This is a genomic window from Candidimonas nitroreducens (genome assembly GCF_002209565.1).
GTDB lineage: Bacteria > Pseudomonadota > Gammaproteobacteria > Burkholderiales > Burkholderiaceae_B > Candidimonas > Candidimonas nitroreducens.
On sequence record NZ_NJIH01000001.1, the window covers coordinates 14,708 to 39,589 of the forward strand.

25 protein-coding genes are annotated in these 24,882 nt (G+C 66.2%); 15 read left to right on the forward strand and 10 right to left on the reverse strand.

Annotated features, from left to right (window positions below; genetic code table 11):
* Positions 1–44: 44 nt before the first annotated feature.
* Entirely contained in the window at positions 45–353 is a 309-nt protein-coding gene (locus CEY11_RS00070) for a putative quinol monooxygenase (protein WP_088601313.1), read from the forward strand.
* A 57-nt stretch (positions 354–410) separates the two neighbouring features.
* Here the strand turns inward: CEY11_RS00070 and CEY11_RS00075 are convergent, their stop codons facing one another.
* The 7 genes from CEY11_RS00075 to CEY11_RS00105 form a co-directional block, all read right to left on the reverse strand.
* A complete protein-coding gene (locus CEY11_RS00075; RefSeq protein WP_088601314.1) occupies positions 411–1,064 on the reverse strand; it encodes a glutathione S-transferase family protein in 654 nt (217 codons plus the stop codon).
* A gap of 30 nt (positions 1,065–1,094) precedes the next feature.
* On the reverse strand, positions 1,095–2,087 hold the full coding sequence (locus tag CEY11_RS00080; protein WP_088601315.1) for a Bug family tripartite tricarboxylate transporter substrate binding protein: 993 nt from the start codon (positions 2,085–2,087) through the stop codon (positions 1,095–1,097).
* A gap of 40 nt (positions 2,088–2,127) precedes the next feature.
* Positions 2,128–2,547, reverse strand: a complete 420-nt coding sequence (locus CEY11_RS00085) for a PaaI family thioesterase (RefSeq protein ID WP_158215145.1) — start codon at positions 2,545–2,547, stop codon at positions 2,128–2,130.
* A gap of 220 nt (positions 2,548–2,767) precedes the next feature.
* Positions 2,768–3,748: a Bug family tripartite tricarboxylate transporter substrate binding protein gene (locus tag CEY11_RS00090; RefSeq protein WP_088601317.1), complete on the reverse strand. Its 981-nt coding sequence runs from the start codon at positions 3,746–3,748 to the stop codon at positions 2,768–2,770.
* Positions 3,749–3,824: 76 nt separating this feature from the next.
* Positions 3,825–4,718 (reverse strand): NAD(P)-dependent oxidoreductase, encoded by an 894-nt coding sequence (locus tag CEY11_RS00095; protein ID WP_088601318.1) that lies wholly within the window; start codon positions 4,716–4,718, stop codon positions 3,825–3,827.
* Positions 4,715–6,430: a dihydroxy-acid dehydratase gene (ilvD, locus tag CEY11_RS00100; RefSeq protein ID WP_088601319.1), complete on the reverse strand. Its 1,716-nt coding sequence runs from the start codon at positions 6,428–6,430 to the stop codon at positions 4,715–4,717. Before ilvD ends, CEY11_RS00095 begins: the two co-directional genes overlap by 4 nt.
* Before the next feature lie 155 nt (positions 6,431–6,585).
* A complete protein-coding gene (locus tag CEY11_RS00105; protein WP_233154647.1) occupies positions 6,586–7,275 on the reverse strand; it encodes a GntR family transcriptional regulator in 690 nt (229 codons plus the stop codon).
* Positions 7,276–7,806: 531 nt separating this feature from the next.
* Here CEY11_RS00105 and rpmI point away from each other — a divergent pair.
* The 8 genes from rpmI (at position 7,807) to CEY11_RS00145 (ending at position 15,022) form a co-directional block, all read left to right on the forward strand.
* The gene (gene rpmI, locus CEY11_RS00110) at positions 7,807–8,004 is read left to right on the forward strand and encodes a 50S ribosomal protein L35 (protein WP_088601321.1); all 198 of its coding nucleotides are present in this window, start codon (positions 7,807–7,809) and stop codon (positions 8,002–8,004) included.
* Positions 8,005–8,020: 16 nt separating this feature from the next.
* Complete coding sequence (gene rplT, locus CEY11_RS00115) at positions 8,021–8,380, forward strand: 50S ribosomal protein L20 (RefSeq protein WP_088601322.1); 360 nt, start codon at positions 8,021–8,023, stop codon at positions 8,378–8,380.
* 71 nt (positions 8,381–8,451) lie between these two features.
* Entirely contained in the window at positions 8,452–9,474 is a 1,023-nt protein-coding gene (gene pheS, locus CEY11_RS00120; RefSeq protein WP_088601323.1) for a phenylalanine--tRNA ligase subunit alpha, read from the forward strand.
* A 121-nt stretch (positions 9,475–9,595) separates the two neighbouring features.
* On the forward strand, positions 9,596–12,007 hold the full coding sequence (pheT, locus tag CEY11_RS00125; protein ID WP_088601324.1) for a phenylalanine--tRNA ligase subunit beta: 2,412 nt from the start codon (positions 9,596–9,598) through the stop codon (positions 12,005–12,007).
* Positions 12,008–12,018: 11 nt separating this feature from the next.
* Positions 12,019–12,342: an integration host factor subunit alpha gene (locus CEY11_RS00130; protein WP_088601325.1), complete on the forward strand. Its 324-nt coding sequence runs from the start codon at positions 12,019–12,021 to the stop codon at positions 12,340–12,342.
* An 86-nt stretch (positions 12,343–12,428) separates the two neighbouring features.
* A complete protein-coding gene (locus CEY11_RS00135; protein ID WP_088601326.1) occupies positions 12,429–12,830 on the forward strand; it encodes a MerR family transcriptional regulator in 402 nt (133 codons plus the stop codon).
* Position 12,831: 1 nt separating this feature from the next.
* Positions 12,832–13,641, forward strand: a complete 810-nt coding sequence (locus tag CEY11_RS00140; protein WP_088601327.1) for a ferritin-like domain-containing protein — start codon at positions 12,832–12,834, stop codon at positions 13,639–13,641.
* A complete protein-coding gene (locus tag CEY11_RS00145; protein ID WP_088601328.1) occupies positions 13,622–15,022 on the forward strand; it encodes an L-serine ammonia-lyase in 1,401 nt (466 codons plus the stop codon). Before CEY11_RS00140 ends, CEY11_RS00145 begins: the two co-directional genes overlap by 20 nt.
* A 13-nt stretch (positions 15,023–15,035) precedes the next feature.
* Here the strand turns inward: CEY11_RS00145 and CEY11_RS00150 are convergent, their stop codons facing one another.
* The gene (locus CEY11_RS00150) at positions 15,036–15,851 is read right to left on the reverse strand and encodes an anti-sigma factor (RefSeq protein WP_088601329.1); all 816 of its coding nucleotides are present in this window, start codon (positions 15,849–15,851) and stop codon (positions 15,036–15,038) included.
* On the reverse strand, positions 15,848–16,384 hold the full coding sequence (locus CEY11_RS00155) for a sigma-70 family RNA polymerase sigma factor (RefSeq protein ID WP_088601330.1): 537 nt from the start codon (positions 16,382–16,384) through the stop codon (positions 15,848–15,850). Before CEY11_RS00155 ends, CEY11_RS00150 begins: the two co-directional genes overlap by 4 nt.
* A 205-nt stretch (positions 16,385–16,589) precedes the next feature.
* Between CEY11_RS00155 and CEY11_RS00160 the strand changes: the two genes are divergently transcribed.
* Positions 16,590–18,404: an ABCB family ABC transporter ATP-binding protein/permease gene (locus CEY11_RS00160; RefSeq protein WP_088601331.1), complete on the forward strand. Its 1,815-nt coding sequence runs from the start codon at positions 16,590–16,592 to the stop codon at positions 18,402–18,404.
* Positions 18,405–18,499: 95 nt separating this feature from the next.
* Here the strand turns inward: CEY11_RS00160 and CEY11_RS00165 are convergent, their stop codons facing one another.
* A complete protein-coding gene (locus CEY11_RS00165; protein WP_088601557.1) occupies positions 18,500–19,270 on the reverse strand; it encodes a carbonic anhydrase in 771 nt (256 codons plus the stop codon).
* Between the two features lie 244 nt (positions 19,271–19,514).
* Here CEY11_RS00165 and CEY11_RS00170 point away from each other — a divergent pair, with 244 nt between their 5' ends.
* The 5 genes from CEY11_RS00170 to CEY11_RS00190 are packed head-to-tail and all read left to right on the forward strand — an operon-like array spanning position 19,515 to position 24,868.
* Complete coding sequence (locus tag CEY11_RS00170) at positions 19,515–20,009, forward strand: SUF system Fe-S cluster assembly regulator (protein WP_088601332.1); 495 nt, start codon at positions 19,515–19,517, stop codon at positions 20,007–20,009.
* The gene (sufB, locus tag CEY11_RS00175) at positions 20,006–21,454 is read left to right on the forward strand and encodes a Fe-S cluster assembly protein SufB (RefSeq protein WP_088601333.1); all 1,449 of its coding nucleotides are present in this window, start codon (positions 20,006–20,008) and stop codon (positions 21,452–21,454) included. Before CEY11_RS00170 ends, sufB begins: the two co-directional genes overlap by 4 nt.
* An 8-nt stretch (positions 21,455–21,462) precedes the next feature.
* Entirely contained in the window at positions 21,463–22,239 is a 777-nt protein-coding gene (sufC, locus tag CEY11_RS00180) for a Fe-S cluster assembly ATPase SufC (protein WP_088601334.1), read from the forward strand.
* Positions 22,236–23,579 (forward strand): Fe-S cluster assembly protein SufD, encoded by a 1,344-nt coding sequence (gene sufD / locus CEY11_RS00185; protein WP_088601335.1) that lies wholly within the window; start codon positions 22,236–22,238, stop codon positions 23,577–23,579. The genes sufC and sufD overlap by 4 nt, the downstream gene beginning before the upstream one ends.
* Positions 23,576–24,868 carry a cysteine desulfurase gene (locus CEY11_RS00190; RefSeq protein ID WP_088601336.1) on the forward strand — a complete coding sequence of 431 codons (1,293 nt, stop codon included), beginning with the start codon at positions 23,576–23,578 and terminating at the stop codon, positions 24,866–24,868. The genes sufD and CEY11_RS00190 overlap by 4 nt, the downstream gene beginning before the upstream one ends.
* Positions 24,869–24,882 lie beyond the last annotated feature (14 nt).

Genomic DNA, 24,882 nt, shown 5'->3' on the forward strand with positions numbered 1-24,882 from the left:
TGATGCGGGTACGTCCATCTGTTTATTCCTGAGGAATGACCCGCATGATCCATGTCATCGCCACCATCACCGCCAAGCCCGGGCAGCGCGAGGCCGTGCTGGCCTTGTTCAAGAAGAACGTGCCGGCCGTGCTGGCCGAGAAGGGCTGCATCAGCTACGAGGCGGTAGTCGACGTGCCGGGGTTCGGCGGCCCGCAGACTGATCTGGGGCCCGATACTTTTGCGGTGATCGAACGCTGGGAAAGTGCCGAGGCACTGCGGGCTCATGCGGCGTCGGCGCATATGGCGGAGTACGGGCGCAACACCAAGGAAATGCTGGCCGGTCGGGTAATCAACGTACTGCAGGCCTGCTAGCGCTGCCGGAATTGCGCCGCGCCCTTGCCGGGCGCGGACGCACGACGGCTTCGCCTCTCAGGGCAGCGCTATCCCTTCTTGTTCGAGCGTGCGCCGAACCGCGGGCCGCTCGCCCACGCGGCGGGCATGCTCGGTCCAGACGGGAAAATCGCGTGCCATGTCATAGCCCAGGCGGGTGCTGCGGCCCCAGTTCCAGAAGACGAACGCATAGGCGTCGGCGACGCTGTAGTGCTCTCCCGCCACCCAGGTGGATTTCGCTGCGGCCAGCTTGGCTTCGACCATCTCCCAGGCCTCGCGCGATGCGCTGCGGGCTTTGGCTTTGACGTCTTCGATGGCGGCCTCTGTGTTGGTATAGCGTTCGGGGCGCGACAAATGGGCGTAGGTGACGTGTATGCCCGACGAACCCCAGGCCAGCCATTCCGCGCAGCGGGCCGCGGCCTGCGGGTCGCCGGGCCATAGCCCGGCGGCCGGAAAGCGTTGTGCCAGATAGTAGAGAATGGCGGGGCTTTCCGTCAGCACGAAATCGCCGTCGACGATGACGGGCACGCGGCCCTTGGGGTTCAAGGCCAGGTAGTCCGGCTGCCGCTGGGCGCCCTCGGCCAGGGCGATCCGCACGGCTTCGTATGCGGCGCCGGTTTCTTCGAGCACGATGTGCGATGCCAGCGAGCAGGCTCCGGGAGAATAGAAAAATTTGATCGGGCGGGTGTTCATGGCTGTCTCCTTGGTGTGATGGGCCGCAGCCTACTGCAGCGTGATGTGTGCTTCCTTGATGATGCGCGCATTGCTGACCGACTGGCGCTCGATTTCCTGTTTGAAGGATTCGGGTGTGCCGCCGGTGGCGACGTTGTCGCTGTGCGTCAGGATGCCGGCCACCTTCGGGTCTTTCAGTGCCTTGTTGACTGCGGCGTTCATGCGCTGCAGGATCGCTGCGGGCAGGCCCGCGGGCGCGTAGATGCCGAACAGCGACGACAGGTTGGCGCCCGGGTAGCCCAGTTCCGCGAAGGTGGGTATGGTGGGATATTCAACCAGGCGCTGCGGGGCGGCCACGGCCAGCGGGCGCAGCTTGCCCGCCTTGATCTGCGGCGCCAGCATGGGCGCCGAATTGACCGACAGCACGTCGAACTGGGCGCCCAGGGCGTCCTGCATCTGTTGGCCGGCGCCCTTGTAGGGTACGTCCAGGATCTTCACATTGGCCTTGCGCATGACTTGTTCGGCCATGATGTGGCCGACCGAGCCCTTGCCCGACGTGGCCCATGACACCATGCCCGGCTTGCGGCGCGCCAGGTCGATCAGGGCGGGGAAGTCCTTGACGTCTTTCATGTCCGGGGCCTGGGTGGCCAGCAGCACGACCGGCGAATACATGACGCTGACGACCGGCAGGATGTCCTTTTCGGGATTGAAGGGCGGCTTCATCAGGTGCGGATTCAGGGCCAGCGGGCTGATGGAGGAAAAACCGAAGGTGTAGCCGTCGGGGGCGGCCTTGGCGACCACGTCCATGCCTATGGTGCCGGCCGCACCGCCGCGGTTTTCCACGACCACCGGTTGACCGAGGTCGCCGGTGAGCTTTTCTGCCAGGGCGCGGGTGACCGTGTCGCTGACGCCGCCGGCCGGATAGGCCACGATCATGTGGATCGCGTGCGTGGGCCAGGCAGGCTTGTCGGCCGCGTGGGCCTGGAATCCGGCCACGGCAGCGGTGCAGAACAGGGTGCTTGCAGCAATTCGTGCTAAGGACATGGTAGGGTTTCCGTTGGTTGGGTGCGGGCAATTTTACGCGCTAGCGCCGTCCTGCAGGATCCATGACGGCGAATACGCCGCTGGCTCGCAGAACCTTGTCTTCTTCCACGTATACGGAACATTCGGCAAACGCCATGCGCCTGCCCGCCCGTTGTACGTCGACGATCGCCCGCGCCCAGTCGCCGATCTTGGTGGGCCGCAGGAAATCGGTGCTCAGGGTCACGGTGACCAGGCCGATGGGTTCGTCGTAGCACTCGATGATGGCGTCGCCCAAGGCGCTGTCGGCCAGCGTGACCAGCAGGCCGCCGTGGGCGATGCCGCGCAGATTGCGATGCTTGTCCTGGATGCGCATTGCCAGTTCGGTGCGCACGCCGTTTTCTTTTTTTTCGTAAAAGGGGCCGCACAGATCCGTGAACTCGCTGGGTCTGTGCACGATGGTATAGCCTGAAGGTATGCTCATTGTCTGTCGATAGGGCGGCAAGCCGCGATGTGTCGAAGCTGTGAAGCATAGCGCATCCGGCTCTTGCTCAAAAAACCGGCAGACGGGCGGGGGCAGCCGTAGCCGTACCGGCATGCGGGTGGCGCACGCGGCGGGTGGCACGCCGCGAGCCGCGTGCGCGCCCGCGGCCCGACCGCCGTAGAGCCGGCGCGGGCGCAGGGGCCGAGCCCGGCCGCGCGGCTTATTTCACCTGCAAGGTAATGCCCGAGGCCTTGATCTGCTTGGACCAGAATTCACGCTGCTGGGTTGCGTACTGATGGAATTCGTCCGGGGTCATGTGCATGGCCTGCAGGCCCAGCATGTCGTGCACCTGGCTCTGGAAGTTGGCCGAGGCCAGGCCTTCATTGATGGCCTTGTTCAGCTTCAGCACGACGTCCTTGGGCATGCCTGCGGGCCCGACGATGCCGGTCCAGGCGTTGGACGACAGGCCCTTGACGCCAGCCTCTTCGATCGTCGGCACGTCGGGCAGAATATCCATGCGTTTCGGTGTGATGGTCGCCAGGATGCGCACCCGATGGCTCTTGTAGAAGGGCATGATGGTGGCGATGTCGGTGATGTCCATTACGGTTTGCTTGCTGACCAGGCCTTGAGCCGCGGGCGCGCCGCCCTTGTAGGGCACGTGGGTGATCTTCAGGCCTTCCAGACGTGCGAACAGATCCAGGGTGAGGTGGTGCGGGGTGCCCACGCCGGGCGATCCGCAGGTGACCTTGCCCGGATGCTCGCGTGCGTCCTTGATGAGATCGGCCAGGGTTTTATAGGGCGAGCTGGCCTCGACGGCGATGACCAGCGGGAAGATGCCCAGGCCCGAAATATAGGTGAACTTCTTCGGATCGTAGGGCAGGGACGCGTACAGCGAGGGGTTGTAGGCCAGCGCCGTGGCGTCCATGGTGCCTATGGTGTAGCCGTCGGGCTTGGCGTTGAGTATGGCGTTGGCGCCGATGATGGTGCCGGCGCCGGGCTTGTTCTCGACGATGATGCTCTGGCCCAGTTTGCTGGAAATTTCCTTGCCCAGCAGGCGCACCACGAAGTCTATGCCGCCGCCGGCGGAATAGGGCACGATCCAGGCTATGGAGTGGGACGGCCAATCGTTGGCGGCGGCCGGTGCGGCGGCCGCCGCGGCCATGGCCATGCAGGCCAGATATTTGCTTAGGTGCTTGAACATGTGTCTCCTCGTTGGTGTGTTGGTAGCGTGGGTGGTGGATGGGACTGCGTATGAGCTTGGGTTCGGGTGCGCGGCTTTAGCTTGCGGCGGCGGGGCCGGGCGGCCTTTCGGGCCACGCTACGCGCACCAGTTCGGATATGTCTGCCGGGCCCAGGCCTAGCCGCGCCGCTTCGCGATAGCTGTCCAGCACCGCGCGCAGCCCGCGCATGTCGGTGCCGGTCTGCTGCGCCAGCGCGGCGATGTTCTCGACGTCTTTGAGCATGGTGGCCAGGGCTCCGAGGGGCTGCCCGGCGGGCGCGGTCATGCGCGGCACGAAAATCTGCAATAGCGCGGAATCGGCCCAGCCGCCGGCCAGCGCGCCGTTCAAGACTGATGCGTCCATGCCGCTGTGGGCGGCCAGCGCCACGGCTTCGGCGATGGCGTTGATGGTGCTGGCGACGATGGTCTGGTTGCACAGCTTGGCGGTCTGGCCGGCGCCGCTGTCGCCCACGCGCGTGATGCGCGCGGCATAGGCGCGTATCCACGGCTCGACCTGTTGCAAGGCCTCTGCCGGGCCGCCGGCCATCACCGACAGCGTGCCGGCGGCCGCGCCCGCAGTGCCGCCCGACACCGGAGCGTCGATCCAGACACGGCCGGTGGTCTCGTAAAGCTGACGGGCATAGTCGCGCGTGGCCGCGGGCGAAATGCTGGAATGATCGATCAGCCAGCCGCCCTGGGTCTGCTGTATGCCCTGGGGCCCGAATACGGTGGACTCGACGGCGTTCTGATCCGTCAGGCAAAGGAATACCGCCTGTGCTCCCGCCGCGGCCTCGGCGGGATTGGCGACGGCTTGCGCGCCGTCGGCGGCCAGTGCCTGCGCCTTTGCGGGGCTGCGGTTCCAGACGTGCACCTGATGCCCCGCGGCCAGCAGGCGCCTGATCATGGGCGCGCCCATCAGGCCCGCGCCGCAGAATCCCAGTACCGCGCTCATGAGCCCTCCGGTGTTTCGTAGGGCCACTGCAGGTTGCCGGAGTGGGTGACCGCGCCTTCGTGCGCGGGCCGCACCAGCGCGGCGTATTTTTCCAGTGCGCCGGCCAGGCGCGGCTGGGCGGCGGGCACGTGGCTGGCGCGGCGCGCTTGCAGTTCGGCCTCGCTCAGGTCGACACTCAGCGTGCCCGCTTCGGCGTCGATGTGGATCATGTCGCCGTCGCGCAGCAGCGCGATGGGGCCGCCGGCGGCGGCCTCGGGGCCGATGTAGCCGATGCACAGGCCGCGGGTCGCGCCGGAGAAGCGGCCGTCGGTCAGCAGCGCTACCTTCTCGCCCATGCCCTGGCCATACAGCGCCGCCGTGACGCTAAGCATTTCGCGCATGCCCGGGCCGCCCTTGGGGCCTTCGTTGCGTATCACCAGCGCCTCGCCGGGCTGGTACGTGCGCTGCGAGACGACGTGCATGCAGGACTCTTCGTTTTCGAAGACGCGCGCCGGCCCGGAGAACTTCAGCGATTTCAGTCCGGCGATCTTCAGCAGGGCGCCATCGGGGCACAGATTGCCCTTGAGCACGGTGACGCCGCCGGTCGGGTGCATGGCCTGCGAGCAAGGGCGCAGCACCTTGCCGTCGGGTTCGGGTACGTCGGCCAGGGCCTCGGCCAGCGTGCGGCCGTCCAGCGTCAGCACGCTGCCGTCCACGTAGCCGCCTACCAGCAGCGCCTTGAGCACCGCCGGCACGCCGCCGGCTTCGTGCAGGTCGCGCGCCAGGTAGCGGCCGCCGGGCTGCAGGTCGCCGATCAGCGGGGTGCGGCGGAACACCGCGGCGACGTCGTCCAGCGTGTAGCGGATGCCGGCCTCGTGCGCGATGGCCGGCACGTGCAGGGCGGCGTTGGTCGATCCGCCGGTGGCGGCCACCGCCGCGCAGGCATTGTCCAGGCTGGCGCGGGTGACGAGGTCGCGCGGCAGCGGGCCGCCGTCGTTCAGGCAGCGCATGACTTGCTCGCCGGCGCGGTAGGCGATGGCCAGGCGCTCGGTATAGACCGCCGGCATCATGGCCGAGCCCAGCGGCGACAGGCCCAGCGCTTCGCCCACCATGGCCATGGTATTGGCCGTGAACTGGCCCGGACAGGAGCCGACCGAGGGCAGGCAGGTGCGTTCCATGGCCTGCAGGTCGGTCAGCGGCATCTCGCCGTTCTGCACCCGGCCCACGGCCTCGATGGTGTCGAGTATGGTGGCCTGGCCGCCCAGGCCGCGGCCCGGCAGCGTCGCGCCGCCGTACAGGAATACCCCCGGCACGTTGACGCGCAGCAAGGCCATCATCATGGCGGGCAGCGTCTTGTCGCAGCCCGCGAAGGCCACCAGCCCGTCGTAGCCGTGGCCGCGCACCACCAGCTCGACGCTGTCGGCGATGGTCTCGCGCGACACCAGGCTCATGCGCATGCCGCCATGGTTCATCGAGGTGCCGTCGGATATCGAGATCGTCGAAAAGCTGACCGGCACGCCGCCGCCGGCGGCCACCCCCAGGCGGGCGCGATCGGCCAGCGGCGCCAGGCCCATGGAGCAGGGCGTGTTGTCCCCCTGGGTGCTGACGATGCCGACCATGGATTTTTCCAGGGCAGCATCGTCCAGGCCGGTGCCGCGCAGGAAAGCGCGGTTGGGCGTATGGGTGAGCCCTTGGGTGACGATGCGGGAGCGGTGCTTGTGCAGGGAAGGCATATTGGGAATCCGGTGTGACGGTTATGAGCGGGCGGTAGGTGTGTAAGTGGCTTTGGAGTTTTCGAGTCGGTGTTTTTCAGGTGTATGGCTTTGGGGGTGTTGCTTCCGGCTTTCCAGGCTTCCGGGTGTGTCGGGGCTTTGAGGCGTGTAATTTCTCAGGCATATGTGGGACTGCGTTGCCGCCGCTGCCGCGGCGGCGCGGACTCGGGCGCGATGCCGTGTTCGAGCAGCAGGTCGAACGACCAGCAGATATCGCGCTCGAGCGCATCGCGCGCGCCGCTGGCGTCGCGCTGTTCGATGGCTGCGACGATGGCGGCGTGCAGTTCGACGGGCGGGCGCTCGTCCGCACGCATCAGCGCCCGGGCGGCGCGCAGGCAGGGGCCGGATTGCAGCCACAGGTTTTCTATCATGGCCAGCAGCGATTCCGAGGCGCTGGCCCGGTAGATCGTGAAATGAAAGGCCTGGTTGCTGGTCACCCACTCGGACAGTGCATCCGGGCGCGCCAGAGATTGGCCGATGCGGCGCGCCAGGCGGCGCAGTTCGGCGAGTTCCGCGGTGCCCATGCGCTCGACCGCCCATTCGGTGGCGGCGCCTTCCACCAGCACGCGGGCGCGCCGTATGTCGTGCAGGCGCTGCACCGACAGCACGGGTACGCGCATCGAACGGCTTTTCATGGGTTCCAGCGCGCGCTGCGCGGCCAGGCGGCGCAAGGCTTCGCGCACCGGCATGGCGCTGGTGCCGAAGGCGTCGGCCAGCTCCTGGATGCCCAGTACCGACCCGGCCGCGTAGTCGCCGCGCATCAGGTGGTCGCACAAGCGCCGGTAAACCGCCAGGTTTACGGACACGTGTTCTACGGGGGAGGGTTCGAATCTGCCGTTCGTAGATGCCATGTGGAATGGGAATGCCGGTGTAGGGAAGCTGGCCCGCATGCCGGGCCGTGCAGAAATCAAATCTTTGATCAAAGATTTGTAACTATGTGGGCAGTATATAAATGAAGGTGGGTCGCGGCGTATCCGGACTTTCCCTCAAGCAAGCCGGCTCTGGGCCGCCAATGGACAAGCGGGGAAAAATCGTCATATAATCAAGAGCTTTTCTGGCTGGCTTACAAACTTGTGCGATCGAGGCCTGTTTACCCAGACTATATGGGTTTTCAATAAGATGGACTTCATCGTAACGGTTTGCATTGAATTGGCGTCAGGGTGCTTTGCATGGATAGTGCAGGGCTTCTCGGATCGAATGTCCGAGGTTCGGCCATAGGCTTCTGGCGCATTGCCATCCGGGAAATAAAACAAGTGAAGCTGGGTCGTACAAGCATTGCCGGTACCGTCTTGGTATCAGCGGCAATCACCTCTCTTCACACATCAGTGAGCTATGTCATGCCCAAGATGAAAACCAAGAAAAGCGCTGCGAAGCGCTTTCAGGTTCGCGGCAGCGGATCGATCAAGCGGGGTCAGGCGTTCAAGCGCCATATCCTGACCAAGAAAACCACGAAGAACAAGCGCCATCTGCGCGGTTCTGCCGCGGTGCACGAGACGAATATCGCCTCGGTCAAGGCAATGATGCCTTTCGCTTGATTATCGGAGATCTGCCATGCCTCGAGTAAAACGCGGCGTTACCGCCCGCGCCCGCCATAAAAAAGTCATCAAGGCCGCCAAGGGCTACCGCGGCCGCCGCGGCAATGTATTCCGCATTGCCAAGCAAGCGGTCATGCGCGCCGGGCAATATGCCTACCGCGACCGCCGCAACAAGAAGCGCACCTTCCGTGCGCTGTGGATCACGCGTATCAACGCGGCCTGCCGCGAACTCGGCATTACCTACAGCGTGTTCATCGCCGGCACCAAGAAGGCCTCGATCGAACTGGATCGCAAGGTGCTTGCCGACATGGCCGTGAACGACAAGGCCGGCTTTGCCGCCGTTGTCGCCCAAGCCAGGTCCGCGTTGGCCGCCTGATCGATTTCGATCCTGTAGTGTCGCGAACGGGGCTCTGTCGGGCTCCGTTTGCATTTGGGAAAGCGATAAACATGACTTCTCCGGATGATGGCCTGATCGATCAGGCAAAAGAACAGTTCGCGCATGCGCAGGACGCGGCGGCGCTAGAGAACGCCAAGGCCAGGTTCCTGGGCAAGCAGGGCGCGCTGACGGCGCTGCTCAAGGGCCTGGCGCAACTGGATCCGGAGCGCAAGCGCGCCGAAGGCGCGCGCATCAATCAGCTCAAGCAGCAAATCGAGGGCCTGCTCAACGAGCGCCGCGCGCAGCTGGCGCAGGCCGATCTCGACCGCCGCCTGGCGGCGGAAACCATAGACGTGACTCTGCCGGGGCGCGGCCGCGGCACCGGCGGCATCCATCCGGTGATCCGCACCTGGCAGCGGGTAGAGGCCATTTTCCGCTCGATCGGCTTCGACGTGGCCGATGGCCCCGAAATCGAAAATGACTGGACCAATTTCACTGCGCTGAACAACCCGGAGAACCATCCGGCGCGCTCGATGCAGGACACCTTCTATATAGACATGCAGGACGCCGGCGGCCTGCCGCTGCTGCTGCGCACGCACACCAGCCCCATGCAGGTGCGCTACGCCCGCATGCACAAGCCGCCCATCAAGGTCATTGCGCCCGGGCGCACCTATCGCGTCGACAGCGATGCCACCCATTCGCCCATGTTCCACCAGGTCGAGGGCCTGTGGGTCGCCGAGGACATCTCGTTTGCGGATCTCAAGGGCGTCTACACCAATTTTCTGCGGGCCTTCTTCGAGACGGATGACCTTTCGGTGCGCTTCCGCCCGTCGTTCTTCCCGTTCACGGAACCCTCGGCGGAAATCGACATGATGTTCACGTCGGGGCCGAACCGCGGGCGCTGGCTTGAAATTTCAGGCTCGGGCCAGGTGCACCCGCAGGTCGTGCGCAATTTCGGACTCGATCCCGAGCGCTATATCGGCTTCGCCTTCGGCTCGGGGCTCGAGCGCCTGACCATGCTGCGCTACGGCGTGAATGATCTGCGCCAGTTCTTCGAGGGCGATCTGCGCTTCCTGCGCCAGTTCAACAGCTAGCGCCGGCGCCCGAGTCCGCACCGGCGGGCCGGCAGGCCAGCTCGCCGGGGCGTACCGGGCGGGCACCAAGGCTCCGGCAAGTCCGCACGCAACGTCAACCGAATCCAGATCTCATTCCATCATGCAATTTCCCGAATCCTGGCTGCGCACTTTTTCCAACCCCGACATCGATACCGAAGCGCTGTCGCAGCGCCTGACCATGGCCGGTCTGGAGGTCGAAGAAACGCGGCCGGTCGCGCCGCCGTTCTCCGGCGTGGTGGTGGCGCACATCGTTGCCGTCGAGGCGCATCCGAATGCCGACAAGCTGCGCGTGTGCCGGGTCGACGACGGCTCGGGGGAGCCGCTGCAGATCGTCTGCGGCGCGCCGAATGCCGCGGCCGGCCTGAAGGTGCCGCTGGCGCGCATCGGCGCCGTGCTGCCCGGCGGCATGCGCATCGGCCGCGCCAAGATGCGCGGCGTGGAGTCGCTGGGCATGCTGTGCTCGGCGCGCGAGCTGGGCCTGTCGCAGGATCACGCCGGCCTGCTGGTGCTGGATGTTGCGGCCCAGCCCGGCCAGTCGCTGCGCGAAGCGCTGGATCTGGACGATACCCTGTTCACCCTGAAGCTGACTCCCAACCGTGCGGACTGCCTGTCGATACTGGGCGTGGCGCGCGAAGTCTCGGCCTTGACCGGCGCCGCGCTGACGCCGCCGGTAATCGAGGCGGCGCCTGTGGCGCTGGACGACCGCCTGCCCGTCACGGTGCAGGCGCCCGATCTGTGCGGCCGCTTTGCCGGACGCATCCTGCGCGGCGTGAACGCGCGCGCGGCCACGCCCGACTGGATCAAGTCCCGCCTGGAACGTGCCGGCCAGCGCTCGATCTCGGCGCTGGTGGATATTTCCAACTACATCATGCTGGAGCTGGGGCGGCCCACCCACGTGTTCGACCTGAAACGCATCCAGGGCGGCCTGACCGTGCGCTGGGCGCGGGAAGGCGAGTCGCTCGAGCTGCTCAATGGCCAGACCGTCGCGCTGGCGCCCGACGTGGGCGTGATCGTCGCCGGCGATGAGGTCGAAAGCCTGGCGGGCATCATGGGCGGCGAGGCCACCGCGGTCACCCTGGACACCACCGACATCTATCTGGAAGCGGCATTCTGGTGGCCCGAGGCGATCATGGGGCGCGCGCGCCGCTACAAGTTCAGCTCCGAGGCCAGCCACCGCTTCGAGCGCGGCGTCGATTTCGCATCGGTAGTCGAGCACCTGGAGCGCATGACCGGCCTGATCCTGGAAATCTGCGGCGGCAGCGCCGGCCCGGTGGACGACCAAGTCATAGACCTGCCGCGCCGCGACCCGGTCGCCATGCGCCTGGCGCGCTGCCATCGCGTGCTGGGCGTGCCGGTGCCGCGCGATGAAATCCTCGGCATCTTCCGCAGCCTCGGCCTGCCGTGCCGGCTCGAGGACGATACCTTCCTGGTGACGCCGCCGTCCTACCGCTACGACTTGTTCCTCGAAGAAGACCTCATCGAGGAAGTGGCGCGCATCTATGGTTTCGAGCGCATTCCCGACCTGCCGCCGCTGGCGCGCGCCGAAATGCGCTGCGAGCCCGAGACGCTGCGCGGCCCGCACGCACTGCGCGGCAGCATGGCGGCGCTGGACTACCAGGAAGTCATCAATTTTTCTTTCGTCGAGCAGGCCTGGGAACACGACTACGCCGGCAACGACGATCCGATCCGGCTGCTCAACCCCATTGCCAGCCAGCTGGCCGTGATGCGTTCCAGCCTGATCGCGGGGCTGGTGGCCAATATTCAGCACAACATCAACCGCAAGCAAAGCCGCATCCGGGTGTTCGAGCTGGGCCGCGTCTTTGCGCGCGACGCCTCGGTTGCCGACGGCGAACTCAGCGTGGCCGGCGTCAGCCAGCCGCTGCGCCTGGCGGGCGCGGCCTGGGGGCCGGCGCTCGAAGAGCAGTGGGGCGCGGCATCGCGTCCGGTGGATTTCTACGACGTCAAGAAAGACGTCGAAACGCTGCTCGGCGCGCAGGCCGACGCGTTGCGCTGCGTGGCGGCGCCGCACCCGGCGCTGCATCCTGGGCGCTCGGCGCGCCTGGAACTGCATGGCCAGCCCATAGGCTGGCTGGGCGAGCTGCATCCGCGGCTGGCGCAACAGGCCGAACTGAACCGGGCGCCCGTGGTCTTCGAGCTGGATGAGGCGTCGATATCGACGGCGCTGATGCCCCAGCCCGGCGAGCTGTCGCGCCAGCCCGTGGTGATCCGCGACCTGGCGGTGTGGGTCGCGCCGCAAGTGGCTTATCAGAGCCTGCTCGATACGCTCGCCCAAGTCATTGCTTCCGATGGTAAGCTATCCATCGTACGCGACATACGCCTGTTCGACGTGTGGCGCGACGCCGCCGCGGGGCCGGCTTCGGAAAAGAGCATGGCGTTTCGCTTTTGGTTACAAGATCCAGAGGTCACTCTGGACGATGCCACTGTGGAACAGTGTATAAATCGGCTATTAGAGGCGCTCGTCAGCGCTCATGGGGTGCGCCTGCGCGCATAAGGAGTGGACCGATGAATCAGGAAGAATCCCGTACCTTGACCAAAGCCGAGCTGGCCGAGCTGCTGTTCGACCGTGTCGGCCTGAACAAGCGCGAAGCCAAAGACATAGTCGATACGTTCTTCGAAGAAATCCGCGAATCCCTGGCGCGCGGGGTCGAAGTGAAGCTCTCGGGCTTCGGCAATTTCCAGGTGCGCGACAAGCCGCCGCGCCCCGGCCGCAACCCCAAGACCGGCGAAGTGATCCCGATCGCAGCCAGGCGCGTGGTAACTTTCCACGCCAGCCAGAAACTCAAGGGCGTGGTCGAGCAATCGGCCGCGGCCGCGGCGGGCGAATAAGCGCTGCCGCCCTGTTTGTCGTGGCGGCGCAGGCGCGACAGCTTGCCTTTCCCGCGTTTCTCAGCAACTGAATATAGAATCCGCTCATGAGCCCGACCGAAGCCCCAGTCACCTTGCCGCCGATTCCGGCCAAGCGCTATTTCACGATCGGCGAAGTCAGCGAACTGTGCTGCGTCAAGCCCCACGTATTGCGCTACTGGGAGCAGGAATTCACTCAGCTCAAGCCGGTCAAGCGCCGCGGCAACCGGCGCTACTATCAACATCACGAAGTACTGCTGATCCGCCGCATCCGCGACCTGCTCTACGAGCAGGGTTTCACCATCAGCGGCGCGCGCAATCGCCTGGGCGACGCGCGCGAGGCGCCGCACGATCAAGAGGCCGCGGTGCGCCTCAGCGGCCAGGAATTCCAGGCCCTGCGTGCCGATCTGGTGGCCGCCAGCGATCTGCTGGCCGAGGCCATAGGGGCCGCGCCCGACGAATCGGCCTGACGTGGCGCAGGCCTCGCGGCACAGCCTCAGGCAGGTCGCGCTTGCGGCGCTGGCGATTGCCGACCCGCAAGCCAAGCTGGCTGCGCTGGGCGCGCTGGACGACAGCCTGGAGGCGGGCGCCGCAGCCGTGCTGGCCCAGCCCGAAGGCTTGCCGGGCCACCCGGCCAAGCCCGAGCTGGTGCCGCCCCAGCGCCTGCGCAAGCGCGCCGTGCATACCCCGGCCGGCCTGGCCGCGCTGATCCATTCCCTGGCGCATATCGAGTTCAACGCCATCAACCTAGCCCTGGATGCCGTCTGGCGTTTCGCGGGCATGCCGGCGCAGTATTACCGTGACTGGGCTCGCGTGGCGCGCGAAGAGGGCGAGCACTTCGGCCTGCTGGATGCGCATCTGCGCGGCCTGGGCCATGAGTATGGCGATTTCCCGGCGCACGACGGCTTGTGGGAAATGGCCCAGCGCACCCGCGGCGACGCGCTGGCGCGCATGGCGCTGGTGCCGCGCACGCTGGAAGCCCGCGGGCTGGACGCCTCGCCCGTGGTGCGCGGCAAGCTGGCGGCGGCCGGCGATGCGCGCGGCGCGGCCATTGTCGACATCATCCTCAGGGACGAGATCGGCCATGTAGCCGTCGGCAACCGGTGGTATCGTTACTTGTGCGAGCAGCAGGGCCTGGATCCCCATCAAAACTATCAAGCCCTGGCCGCCGCCTATCGCGCCCCGCGCCTGCACGGCCCCTTCAATCTCGAGGCCCGGCGGGCCGCCGGATTCAATGACCGGGAATTGGAGGCTCTGCAGGATGACGCTGTCGGTATTTGACATCTTCAAAATAGGCATAGGGCCGTCCAGCTCGCATACCGTGGGCCCGATGCGCGCCGCCCGCAATTTCGCCCGCAGCCTGCAGCAGGCGGGCCAGCTGGCGCAGGTACGCGCGCTGCGGGTGGAACTTTATGGCTCGCTGGCCGCGACCGGCCGTGGCCATGGCACCGACCGCGGCATCATGCTCGGCCTGATGGGCGAGGCGCCCGATACGGTCGACCCCGACCGCATCGGTGCGCTGATCGATGGCGTACGCCAGGCACGCGAATTGCGGCTGTGGAATTCCCACATCATCGCCTTCGATCCGGACAAAGACTTCTCCTACCACCTCAAGCCCATGACGGAGCATCCCAACGGCATGCGCTTCAGCGCGCTCGATGCCCAGAGGCAGTTGCTGCGCACCGAACGCTATCTCTCCATAGGCGGCGGCTTCATCCAGGGGCTGGATGCGGCCGACGCCGATGAAAGCCGTCTGGCCGGCAATCCGGCGGCCGGCGATCCGGTGCCATACCCGTTCGCAAGCGGCGCCCAGCTCATGCAGCAGTGCGACCAGAGCGGCCTGTCGATCGCGGCGCTGATGCGCGCCAACGAATGCGTACGCGTGCCGCCGGCCGAGCTCGAAGCCGGTGTGCTGCGCATCGCGCACGTCATGAATGCCTGTATGGATCGCGGCTGCGGCCTGGGCAGCCAGCCGGTCGACGACATGCTGCCCGGGCCGCTCAGGGTGCGGCGCCGTGCTCCGGCCCTGTACCGCGAGCTGCAGCAGGACACCGCCCGCCAAGACCCACTGAACGCCATGGACTGGGTCAATGTGTACGCCATGGCCGTCAATGAAGAGAACGCCGCCGGGGGCCGGGTGGTGACCGCACCCACCAACGGCGCGGCCGGCCTGGTGCCGGCGGTGCTGCGCTATTACCAGGCGTTCGTGCCGGGCAGTTGCGACGCCGGCATTATCGATTTTCTTTTGACCGCTGCCGCGATCGCTTTCCTGTACAAGCGCAATGCTTCGATTTCCGGCGCCGAAGTCGGCTGCCAGGGCGAGGTCGGCGTGGCTTGTTCCATGGCCGCCGCCGGGCTGGCGGCGGTGTCGGGCGGCACGCCGCATCAGGTGGAAAACGCCGCCGAAATCGGCATGGAGCACAATCTGGGCCTGACCTGCGACCCCATAGGCGGGCTGGTGCAGATCCCCTGTATCGAGCGCAATGCCATGGGGGCCGTCAAGGCCATCAATGCCGCGCGCCTGGCCCTGCAGGGCGACGGCACGCACCATGTGTCGCTGGACGCCGTCATCGAAACCATGCGCCAGACCGGCGCCGACATGCGCAGCAAGTACAAGGAAACCTCGCGCGGCGGCCTGGCCGTGAACGTGGTGCTTTGCTAGCGCCGGTTCGGCACTAAGGCGCCAGCGCTATCATCCGCCCTATGAACAGCACCGGGCCGGTGGGGCCGGTGGCCGAACCGCCCTGCGGTTCGAGCGTGATCTCGAAAATCTGGCCTGGCACGATGTCGCCCGCGTTCGCTGCTGTGATCTTGGTCGTCTGGTTCGGGTCGATGACGCCTAGCGACCTGGGCGTGGCGCTTTCGGTGGAGTGTGTCCAGAGCTGTGCCGACGAGGTGGCAGGAATGTCGCTGTGCACCAGGGGCTTGAATACCAGATCGTGCTGCGCATCGAACATGACTGTCCAGGCCGGTGTAGAGCTTTGTCCCGGAGCCTGCAGAATCGCCAGTTGCGGCGGCAGGGCTTGCGGCGCTGCTGCCGGGGTCGCCGCCTGAGGCGAGTCCGCGGTCTGCTGGCCCTGTCGGGTCGTGGCTCCCGGCGGGGGCTTGCGAGCCAGCCCCAGGCCGATGGCCAGGACGGCCAGGCACAGGCTCACGGCGCGCCACAACCACACGCTGCTCCAGATGGAGGCGGAGCGGGTTCCGTCCTGTTCTTGAGATGGCTTGGCGCGCTGCCCTCGCTTGCGTTCCGGGCGCGTTGCCTGCAGGCCCAGGCGCGCCTGGATGTGCTGCAGCATTTGCGCCGAGGGCTCCACGGGCGGCAGCTGATCGACCAGCCTCAGGAAGCGGTTTTCCCATTGCAGCGCGGCGACTGCCGCAACCTTGTCTGTGCTCAGCAGGGTCTGGGCCTGGGCGGTTTCGTGCCCGTCGAGCAGGCCCAGGGTGTATTCGGCTATCAGCAGCTCTTTGTCTGCCGCCAGTTCGGTGCTCATGTTTGTGCGGTCTCTTGCAGCGCACGCAATCCGGCGCGGACGTGTGCCTTGATCTGGGCTACGGGCGCGGCCAGGCGCACCGCGATCTGTTCGTAGGTCAGGCCGTTATAAAAAGCCATCATGATGGGGCGGCGCTGCGTGTCGTCGAGCTCGGCCAGGCGCTGCGCCACCTCGTCCGGCGCCGTGTCCGCGGTGCTGGCGCAAGGCTGGTCGGGCAAGGTGTCGATCCAGGCATCGTCGGCGCCGCCGGGCCGGCCGGGCTGGCGCAACTGCTGCAGGACGCGGTAGCGCAGGATGCTGTAGATCCAGGCGCGCGCGGGGCCCATGGCGGGGTCGTAGCTCGCAGCATTCTTCCAGATCAGCACATAGGAATCGCGCACCAGTTCTTCCGCATCGGCGCGCCGCGACAGCATCTTCGCGGCCAGCGCCAGCATGCGTGGGGATTCGTGCCGGAACAGTTCCTGGAATGCCGTCTGGTCGCCTTGCGCGCAGGCGGCCAGCGCGGCTTCGTAATCGAACGAAGGGTCGGACATCAATACTCCGTTTTACGGTCGGGATTTATTGCGCAAGTATTGTATAGGGAGTCTGATAACGCGAAAGTTCCGGACGCCCGGGGCAAGGGTAACAATACATTGCCGCTGTCTTCTGGGTGCCGGGGCGTCTGCGCGTACACGCCCGGCGCCGATGTCTTCCGTGCAGTCATGTTAATGTTTCAGGCTGCTTGGAAGACCTACCTCGATGAGATTCACCCACACCGGCCCGGCGCCCGAACACCGCAACGATTGGCAGACCATCCGTTCGCTGTTGCCCTTTCTTTGGCAGTCCAAGCTGCGCGTGCTGCTGGCCCTGGGCTGCCTGATCGCCGCCAAGGTGGCCAGTGTGGTGCTGCCTATTTACTTGAAGCGCATCGTCGACGCCTTGAGCGTGCCGGCCACGCTGCTGGCGCTGCCGGTGGCGGCGCTGCTGGGCTATGGCTTCGCGCGGCTGGCCGGCAGCATATTCGGCGAGCTGCGCGACGCCTTGTTCGCGCGCGTCACGCAAGAAGCCATCCGCAGTGTCGCCACCAAGGTGTTCCAGCACTTGCTGGCGCTGTCGCTGCGTTTTCACATGCAGCGCCAGACCGGGGGCCTGAGCCGCGACATCGAGCGCGGCACCAAGGGCATAGGCTTCCTGCTCAACTTCACCGTCTTCAACATCCTGCCGACCCTGCTGGAAATCGGCATGGTCACGGGGATACTGCTGTGGCGCTACGCCTGGCCGTTTGCCGTGGTGACCCTGGGCACCATCGTCTGCTACATAGTCTTCACGCTGCTGGTGACCGAAAAGCGCATGGTGTATCGGCGCAGCATGAACGACTTGGACAGCAAGGCCAACAGCAAGGCGATCGATGCGCTGATCAATTACGAAACCGTCAAGTATTTCGGCAACGAGGGCTACGAGCTGGATCGCTACGACCGTAATCTGGGCAAGTGGGTCGATTCGGCGGTGCGCAACCAGGTTTCGCTGAACTTCCTGAACATGGGGCAGGGCGCCATCATCACCGTCGGCATCACGCTGCTGCTGTGGCTGGCGGCGCGCGGCGTATTGCACGGTGGCATGACGGTGGGCGACGTGGTGCTGGTGTCGGCCTACCTGACCCAGCTGTACGCGCCTTTGAATTTCCTGGGCTTCGTGTACCGCGAGATCAAGCACGCGCTGGCCGACATGGAGCGCATGTTCGGCCTGCTCGAGCAGGATATGGAAGTCGCCGACAGGCCGCCGGCGCGCGCGCTGGATACCGCGCGCGCCGGCGTCGAATTCGAGCACGTCGATTTCGGCTACGACAGCCGGCGCCGCATATTGCACGACGTCAGCTTCACGATTCCGGCCGGCCGTACGCTGGCGGTGGTCGGGGCCTCGGGAGCCGGCAAGTCGACCCTGTCGCGCCTGCTGTTCCGCTTCTATGATGCGCAGGGCGGCACGGTTCGCATCAACGGCACGGACGTACGCGACCTGACCCAGGCCAGCCTGCGCCGGCATATCGGCATCGTGCCCCAGGACACGGTGCTGTTCAACGACACTATTTTCTATAACATTGCCTACGGCAAGCCGCAGGCCAGCCGCGAAGACGTCATCCAGGCGGCCACCTCGGCACGCATCCACGATTTCGTGATGAGCCTGCCCGACCAGTACGAGACCCAGGTGGGCGAGCGCGGGCTGAAGCTGTCGGGCGGGGAAAAACAGCGCGTGGCGATCGCCCGCACCTTGCTGAAGAACCCGCCGATACTGATTTTCGACGAGGCCACCAGCGCCCTGGACAGCCGCACCGAGCGGGCCATACAGGAAGAGCTGGAGCAGATCTCGCGCGACCGCACCACTTTGATCATCGCCCACCGGCTGTCGACCATCGCGCATGCCGATGAGATCCTAGTGCTGGATCATGGCCGCGTCGTCGAGCGCGGCACGCACGCCGGCCTGCTGGCGGCGGGCGGCCGCTACGCGCAGATGTGGCGCCTGCAGCAGGCCGGCGACGCCACGCAGGCGCAGCGGATGGCCGCGCCTGGCCCGCGCTGAGCGACCGCCTACGGAGCCGGGTCTTTTCCGGGGCTCGCGCCTGGCCTGGCGCCCGCTTGCCCGCCAGTGCGGTACCCTTTTCGTGTGAACAGGGCCTAGTGCAAGATGACGCGGCCGTTCAGGGGCTGAACCGGCCTGTCGTTGGGCTGGTGCATGACTTTCTTGAAGGCGTCGACCTGGGCCTGGGACACGCTGAGGGGCTTGCTGAGCACCAGCCAGCGTACGCCTTCAGTGCAGGGCGGGGTGGTCAGCGAGCCGTTGTAGCGGTAGTAGTGCAGCGAAACCGGCATCAGGGCCGAGGGCCTGACGGTGGCCTTCAGTGCCGCCGGCTGGCCGGGCTCGGCGGGCATTTGCGCCCAGAGCCGGGTGACGCCCGGATTGGCGCGCCCCAACTGGAACAGCACGGCGACGACGGCCAGGTTGCCGTGCTTGTCGGCATGCACGAAATGGGCTTCGAGCGGATACACCTTGCCCTTGATGCGATGTTCGCTGGGCGCGTGGAAATACACCTGCTGCATCTGGAACTGCGTGTCGTCCAGGGTCAGGACATTGCCAGGGGGGAAGTCGGCCTGGACGCCGTGACCGTTGTTGACGACGGTCTTGGCGGCCTGCGGATACTTGATGCGCAGCTTGGGCAGGGCTGCGCTGACCGTGCTGCGTATGTCGACCGGGGACTGGTTCTTGCCCAGCTCGCAGGTGGCATAGCCCGGAGCCAGCGTGCCCCAGTGCGCGGGGCCGTCGGCTCCCTGGTACGACCACGCCGGGCCGTCCGCCCGCGCCGCTGCGGCGCATAGCAGGGCGCCGGCCAACGCGATCGCGACCGTAGCGGCGCGGTGCTTGTTCTTGTATACGCGAGACGTATTCATGATCCAGTCCTCTTGGTGGGCAAGGCAGGGCTGCGCCGGCAGTGGCGCCGGCCGCCGCGGGATGCCGGCGGGCTGCGGCCAAGCAAGCGTTGCGGTGGATGCGATACCCATCGTAGCCAAAAAGGCCGGCCTCTGGAACCCCCATGCAACACACACCCCTGAAGGCAGCAGGGTGTTTCTTGCTAAAATAGTACCAAAGAAGTACTGTTTAGCCCGGTTCAGGAACCCTCCGGAGGCCCGCAGCATGTTGCGCATCAGCAAAATCGTCGATTACGGCACCCTCGTGCTTACGCACATGGCTGCCTGTCCCGATCGCGTATTCAGCGTGGCCGACCTGGCCTCTACGCTGGGGCTGGGTCAACCCACGGTCAGCAAGGTGCTCAAGGCGCTGGCGCGCAACGAGCTGGTCAAAAGCAGCCGCGGCCCGCACGGCGGCTACGTGCTGAGCCGGCCGCCCGAACGCATCAGCATCGCCCAGCTGGTCGATGCGCTGGAAGACCAGCCCTTCGGCCTGACCGAATGCAGTGCCACGCCGGGCGTGTGCAGCTTCGAGGCCGGCTGCCAGATCCGCAGCAACTGGCGGCACATCAATGCCATCGTGCGCCGCACGCTGGAAGAGGTCAGCGTGGCCGACATGCTGCATCCGCTGCCTCTCGATTACCCAGGGCATGGCCTGGAGCTGCCGCAGGCGGCGCCCGGCGCATGTGATGTATCCCAATCATGGAGTTTGCGTAAATGAGTCCAGTCACCGAAAAGATCGACTCTTTTCTAGACCGGGAGTACGAGGCCGGTTTCGTCACCGAGCTGGAATCCGACACCGTGCCCAAGGGCCTGTCGGAAGACACCATACGCCTGATCTCGGCCAAGAAGGGCGAGCCCGAATTCATGCTCGAATGGCGCCTGGCCGCCTATCGGCACTGGCTTACCATGCGCCTGCCGGAATGGGCGCGGGTCAAGTACCCGGCGGTCGATTTCCAGGACATCATCTATTATTCGGCGCCCAAGCAGAAGAAAGACGGCCCCAAGAGCCTGGACGAGGTCGACCCCGAATTGCTGCGCACCTATGAAAAGCTGGGCGTGCCCTTGCACGAGCGCGCCCGCCTGGCCGGGGTGGCCGTAGACGCGGTGTTCGATTCGGTGTCCGTGGCCACCACCTTCCAGAAGCAGCTGGCTGAACACGGCGTGATCTTCTGTTCGTTTTCCGAAGCGGTGAAGAACCATCCCGACCTGGTGCGCCAGTACCTGGGCAGCGTGGTGCCGCCCAACGACAATTTCTACGCCGCGCTGAATTCCGCGGTGTTCTCCGACGGCTCTTTCGTGTACATACCCAAAGGGGTGCGATGTCCGATGGAACTGTCCACGTATTTCCGCATCAATGCGCAGAATTCCGGACAGTTCGAACGCACCCTGATCATCGCTGCCGAGGGCGCCTCGGTCAGCTACCTGGAAGGCTGTACGGCGCCCATGCGCGACGAGAACCAGCTGCACGCCGCGGTGGTGGAACTGGTGGCGCTGGACGACGCGCGCATCAAGTATTCCACGGTACAGAACTGGTACCCGGGCGACAAGGAAGGCAAGGGCGGCATCTACAACTTCGTCACCAAGCGCGGCGACTGCCGCGGCCCGCGTTCGCGCATTTCCTGGACGCAAGTGGAAACCGGTTCGGCCATCACCTGGAAATACCCCAGCGTGGTGCTGCACGGCGACGGTTCCGTGGGCGAGTTCTATTCGGTGGCGTTGACCAACAACTACCAGCAGGCCGACACCGGCTCGAAGATGATCCACATGGGGCGCAACACGCGCAGCACCATATTGTCCAAGGGCATCTCGGCCGGGCGCGGCAGCAACGTGTTCCGCGGCCTGGTGCGCATGACGCCCAAGGCGGAAGGTGCGCGCAACTTCACCCAGTGCGATTCGCTGCTCATCGGCAAGACCTGTGCGGCGCACACGTTTCCCACCATCGAGGTGCGCAACCCCAGCGCCCAGGTCGAGCACGAGGCCACTACCTCGCGCATCGGCGAAGAGCAGCTGTTCTACGCCATGCAGCGCGGCCTGTCGGCCGAAGACGCGGTGTCGATGATCGTCAATGGATTCTGCAAGGAAGTATTCAAGGAACTGCCGATGGAATTTGCGGTAGAGGCACAGAAATTGCTGGGCGTGAGCCTGGAAGGCAGCGTAGGCTAGGAGAAATAATGCTGGACATCAAGAATTTGCACGCTTCGATCGAAGACAAGAAGATCTTGCGTGGGTTGAACCTGAGCATCGGCCAGGGCGAAGTACATGCCATCATGGGCCCCAACGGCTCGGGCAAGAGCACACTGGCCTCGGTGCTGGCCGGGCGCGAAGACTACCGCGTCGAGCAGGGCAGCGTAGACTGGGACGGCCAAGACTTGCTGGCCATGCCGGCCGAAGAACGCGCCCGCGCCGGGCTGTTCCTGGCCTTCCAGTATCCGGTCGAAATACCGGGCGTTTCCAATGCCTATTTCCTGAAGGCGGCCGTCAATGCGGTGCGGCGCCACCGCGGCCTGCCCGAGCTCGACGCCATGGACTTCATCAAGCGCGTCAAGAGCGAGATGAAGGCGGTCGACATGCGCGAAGAATTCCTGTATCGCTCGGTCAATGAAGGCTTTTCGGGCGGCGAGAAGAAGCGCAACGAGGTGCTGCAGATGGCCTTGCTGGAACCGCGCCTGGCGATTCTGGACGAGACCGATTCGGGCCTGGACATCGACGCGCTGCGCATCGTTGCCGACGGTGTCAACCGCCTGCGCTCGCCCGAGCGCTCGCTGATCGTCATTACCCACTACCAGCGCCTGCTGGACTACATCGTGCCCGATTTCGTGCACGTGCTGGCGCACGGGCGCATCGTGCGCTCGGGCGGGCGCGAACTCGCGCTCGAACTGGAAGAGCGCGGCTACGGCTGGATCGAAGAGGAAGTGGCAGCGGCGGCGCGGCAAGGGGCAGCGTCATGAGCGGTGCAGGGCAACTGGGCGCTGTAGCGGCGCAGGCCGTGCAGCGCTGGACGCAGGAATTCGCCCGGCGCGGCGCCGGCCTGGCCGGTGCGCGAGCGCCCTGGCTGGCCGAAACCCGCCGGCTGGCCATCGAGCGTTTTGCGGATCTGGGCTGGCCCGGCACCGGCCTGGAAGACTGGCACCACACTTCGCTGGCCAGCCTGCAGCAGCAGGAATTCGCCGATGCTGGCGCGGCGGCGGATGAATCCCTGGCCTTGGCCAAGCCGCTGCTGGACAGCCTGGCGGGCCATGTCCTGGCATTCGTGGACGGCCGCTACGATGCGGCGCTGTCGCACATCGGCGCCTTGCCGGCCGCGGTGCGCGTCGAGCCGCTGGCCGCCGTGCTGGAAGCCGACCCCGAACTGCTGCGCCCGTACCTGGGCGCGCCCGGCGATGGCGCGACCACCGAGGCCTTGAACCTGGCCCTGGCCGCCGACGGGGCTTACATCCATATAGGGCGCGGCGTGGCGCTGGAAGCGCCCGTGCATCTGGTGTTCATCGCCGCCGCGCGCGGCGCCAGCTTCCCGCGCAACGTGATCGTGGCCGAGGCCGGTGCGCAGGCGACCATCGTCGAGCACTACCTGGGCGCCGACGGCCCCACCACTTTCACCAATGCCGTGACGCGCGGTCATCTCGACCGCGACGCCCGCATCACCCACTGCAAGCTGCAGGAAGAGTCCGCCCAGGCCTTCCACCTTGCGGCCACCGACGTGGTGCAGCAGCGCGGTTCGGCCTTCGTGTCGCATTCCCTGTCGCTGGGCGCCCGGCTGGCGCGCAACGACATCACCACGAGCTTTCAGGGCGAGGCCTGTGAAACCTTGTTCAATGGCCTGTACTATGCCGATGCGCGCCGCCACGTAGACCATCACACCCGCATCGATCATGCGCGCCCCGGCTGCAACAGCCGCGAGTACTATCGCGGCATTCTCGATGGCGCGGCGCGCGGCGTGTTCGCCGGGCGCATACTCGTGGCGGAAGGCGCCGACCGCACCGATGCCGTGCAGCGCTCCGACAGCCTGCTGCTGTCCAAGCTGGCCCAGGCCGATACGCGCCCCGAGCTGGAAATCTACGCCGACGACGTCAAGTGCGCCCACGGCGCCACGGTGGGGCAGATCGACGATTCCAGCCTGTTCTATCTGCGTTCGCGCGGCTTCGACCCGGCCCACGCGCGCAACCTGCTGACCTATGCCTTCGCCGCCGAGACCCTGCAGCGCATCGAGCTCGAACCCCTGCGCCGGCGCGCTTCGGCAGCGGTACGCCGGCGCCTGCCGGGCGGGGCCGACCTGGAGGAACTGGCATGAACGCGAACACGCAACGCTCGGAAAATCTTGCCGCCGCTTCGGTGCTGTCGGATGGTACTTCCGACCAGGGCCTGCAGTGGGCCGCCGACTTTCCCATATTGCAGCGCCCCATACGCAAGCGGCGCCTGGTGTATCTGGACAATGGCGCCACTACCCAGAAGCCGCGTTCGGTCATTGACGCCGAAAGCCGCTACTACCTGGAGGACAACGCCAATATCCACCGCGGCGTGCATTGGCTGTCGCAGCACGCCACCGACCTGTACGAGGCTGGGCGCGAGCGCGTGCGTGCTTTGCTGAACGCGGCGCGCAGCGACGAAATCATCTTCACCCGCGGCACCACCGAGGCCATCAACCTGGTGGCGCAAACCTGGGGCCAGGCCAATCTGAAGGCGGGCGACGAGATCCTGCTGACCGCCCTGGAGCACCACTCCAACATCGTGCCCTGGCAGATGCTGGCCGCGCGCACCGGCGCCGTCATCAAGGTGGTGCCCATCAGCGACAGCGGCGAACTGGACATGGACGCCTTCCACGGCCTGCTGGGTGCGCGCACCCGGCTGGTGGCGGCGGCCCATGTTTCCAATGCCCTGGGCACCGTCAACCCGGTGGCCGAGATCGTGCGCGCCGCGCATGCGGCGGGTGCGCTGGTGCTGCTGGACGGCGCCCAGGCCGTGGCGCACCAGGCCGTGGACGTGCAGGCCCTGGGCTGCGATTTTTATGCGTTTTCCGGGCACAAGCTGTACGGCCCCACTGGCATAGGCGCGCTGTACGGGCGCCACGAATTGCTGCAGGCCATGCCGCCCTGGCAGGGCGGGGGCGACATGATACGCACCGTGTCCTTCGAGGCCAGCACCTATGCCGACGTGCCGCAGCGCTTCGAGGCCGGCACCCCCAATATCGCCGGCGTGGTCGGGCTGGACGCGGCCATCGCCTACGTACAGCAGCTGGGCCTGGACGCGATCGAAGCCCACGAACAGGAACTGCTGGCCTACGGCACTCAGGCGCTGTCGGGCATCGAGGGCCTGCGCCTGATAGGCACCGCGCGGCACAAGGCCGCCATCCTGTCCTTCGTGATCGATGGCATTCATCCGCATGACCTGGGCACCATACTCGACATGGAAGGGGTGGCGATACGCGCCGGCCACCATTGCGCCATGCCGCTGATGACGCGCTATGGCATACCCGGCACTGCACGCGCTTCGCTCGGCCTGTACAACTGCCTGGCCGACATCGACGCGCTGGCCGCCGCAGTGCGCAAGGCCATCGATCTGTTCAACGGGGGTAGCAAATGACGATGTCGCGCAGG

Coding starts and splice junctions, on each gene's coding strand:
- CEY11_RS00085 (WP_158215145.1), bottom strand. CDS start 2,547: ATGAGCATACCTTCAGGCTATACCATCGTGCACAGACCCAGCGAGTTC.
- rplT (WP_088601322.1), top strand. CDS start 8,021: ATGCCTCGAGTAAAACGCGGCGTTACCGCCCGCGCCCGCCATAAAAAA.
- sufD (WP_088601335.1), top strand. CDS start 22,236: ATGAGCGGTGCAGGGCAACTGGGCGCTGTAGCGGCGCAGGCCGTGCAG.
- CEY11_RS00135 (WP_088601326.1), top strand. CDS start 12,429: ATGAGCCCGACCGAAGCCCCAGTCACCTTGCCGCCGATTCCGGCCAAG.
- CEY11_RS00070 (WP_088601313.1), top strand. CDS start 45: ATGATCCATGTCATCGCCACCATCACCGCCAAGCCCGGGCAGCGCGAG.
- sufC (WP_088601334.1), top strand. CDS start 21,463: ATGCTGGACATCAAGAATTTGCACGCTTCGATCGAAGACAAGAAGATC.
- CEY11_RS00145 (WP_088601328.1), top strand. CDS start 13,622: ATGACGCTGTCGGTATTTGACATCTTCAAAATAGGCATAGGGCCGTCC.
- CEY11_RS00190 (WP_088601336.1), top strand. CDS start 23,576: ATGAACGCGAACACGCAACGCTCGGAAAATCTTGCCGCCGCTTCGGTG.
- CEY11_RS00170 (WP_088601332.1), top strand. CDS start 19,515: ATGTTGCGCATCAGCAAAATCGTCGATTACGGCACCCTCGTGCTTACG.
- CEY11_RS00165 (WP_088601557.1), bottom strand. CDS start 19,270: ATGAATACGTCTCGCGTATACAAGAACAAGCACCGCGCCGCTACGGTC.
- CEY11_RS00150 (WP_088601329.1), bottom strand. CDS start 15,851: ATGAGCACCGAACTGGCGGCAGACAAAGAGCTGCTGATAGCCGAATAC.
- ilvD (WP_088601319.1), bottom strand. CDS start 6,430: ATGCCTTCCCTGCACAAGCACCGCTCCCGCATCGTCACCCAAGGGCTC.
- CEY11_RS00130 (WP_088601325.1), top strand. CDS start 12,019: ATGAATCAGGAAGAATCCCGTACCTTGACCAAAGCCGAGCTGGCCGAG.
- pheT (WP_088601324.1), top strand. CDS start 9,596: ATGCAATTTCCCGAATCCTGGCTGCGCACTTTTTCCAACCCCGACATC.
- pheS (WP_088601323.1), top strand. CDS start 8,452: ATGACTTCTCCGGATGATGGCCTGATCGATCAGGCAAAAGAACAGTTC.
- CEY11_RS00095 (WP_088601318.1), bottom strand. CDS start 4,718: ATGAGCGCGGTACTGGGATTCTGCGGCGCGGGCCTGATGGGCGCGCCC.
- CEY11_RS00075 (WP_088601314.1), bottom strand. CDS start 1,064: ATGAACACCCGCCCGATCAAATTTTTCTATTCTCCCGGAGCCTGCTCG.
- sufB (WP_088601333.1), top strand. CDS start 20,006: ATGAGTCCAGTCACCGAAAAGATCGACTCTTTTCTAGACCGGGAGTAC.
- CEY11_RS00155 (WP_088601330.1), bottom strand. CDS start 16,384: ATGTCCGACCCTTCGTTCGATTACGAAGCCGCGCTGGCCGCCTGCGCG.
- rpmI (WP_088601321.1), top strand. CDS start 7,807: ATGCCCAAGATGAAAACCAAGAAAAGCGCTGCGAAGCGCTTTCAGGTT.
- CEY11_RS00160 (WP_088601331.1), top strand. CDS start 16,590: ATGAGATTCACCCACACCGGCCCGGCGCCCGAACACCGCAACGATTGG.
- CEY11_RS00080 (WP_088601315.1), bottom strand. CDS start 2,087: ATGTCCTTAGCACGAATTGCTGCAAGCACCCTGTTCTGCACCGCTGCC.
- CEY11_RS00090 (WP_088601317.1), bottom strand. CDS start 3,748: ATGTTCAAGCACCTAAGCAAATATCTGGCCTGCATGGCCATGGCCGCG.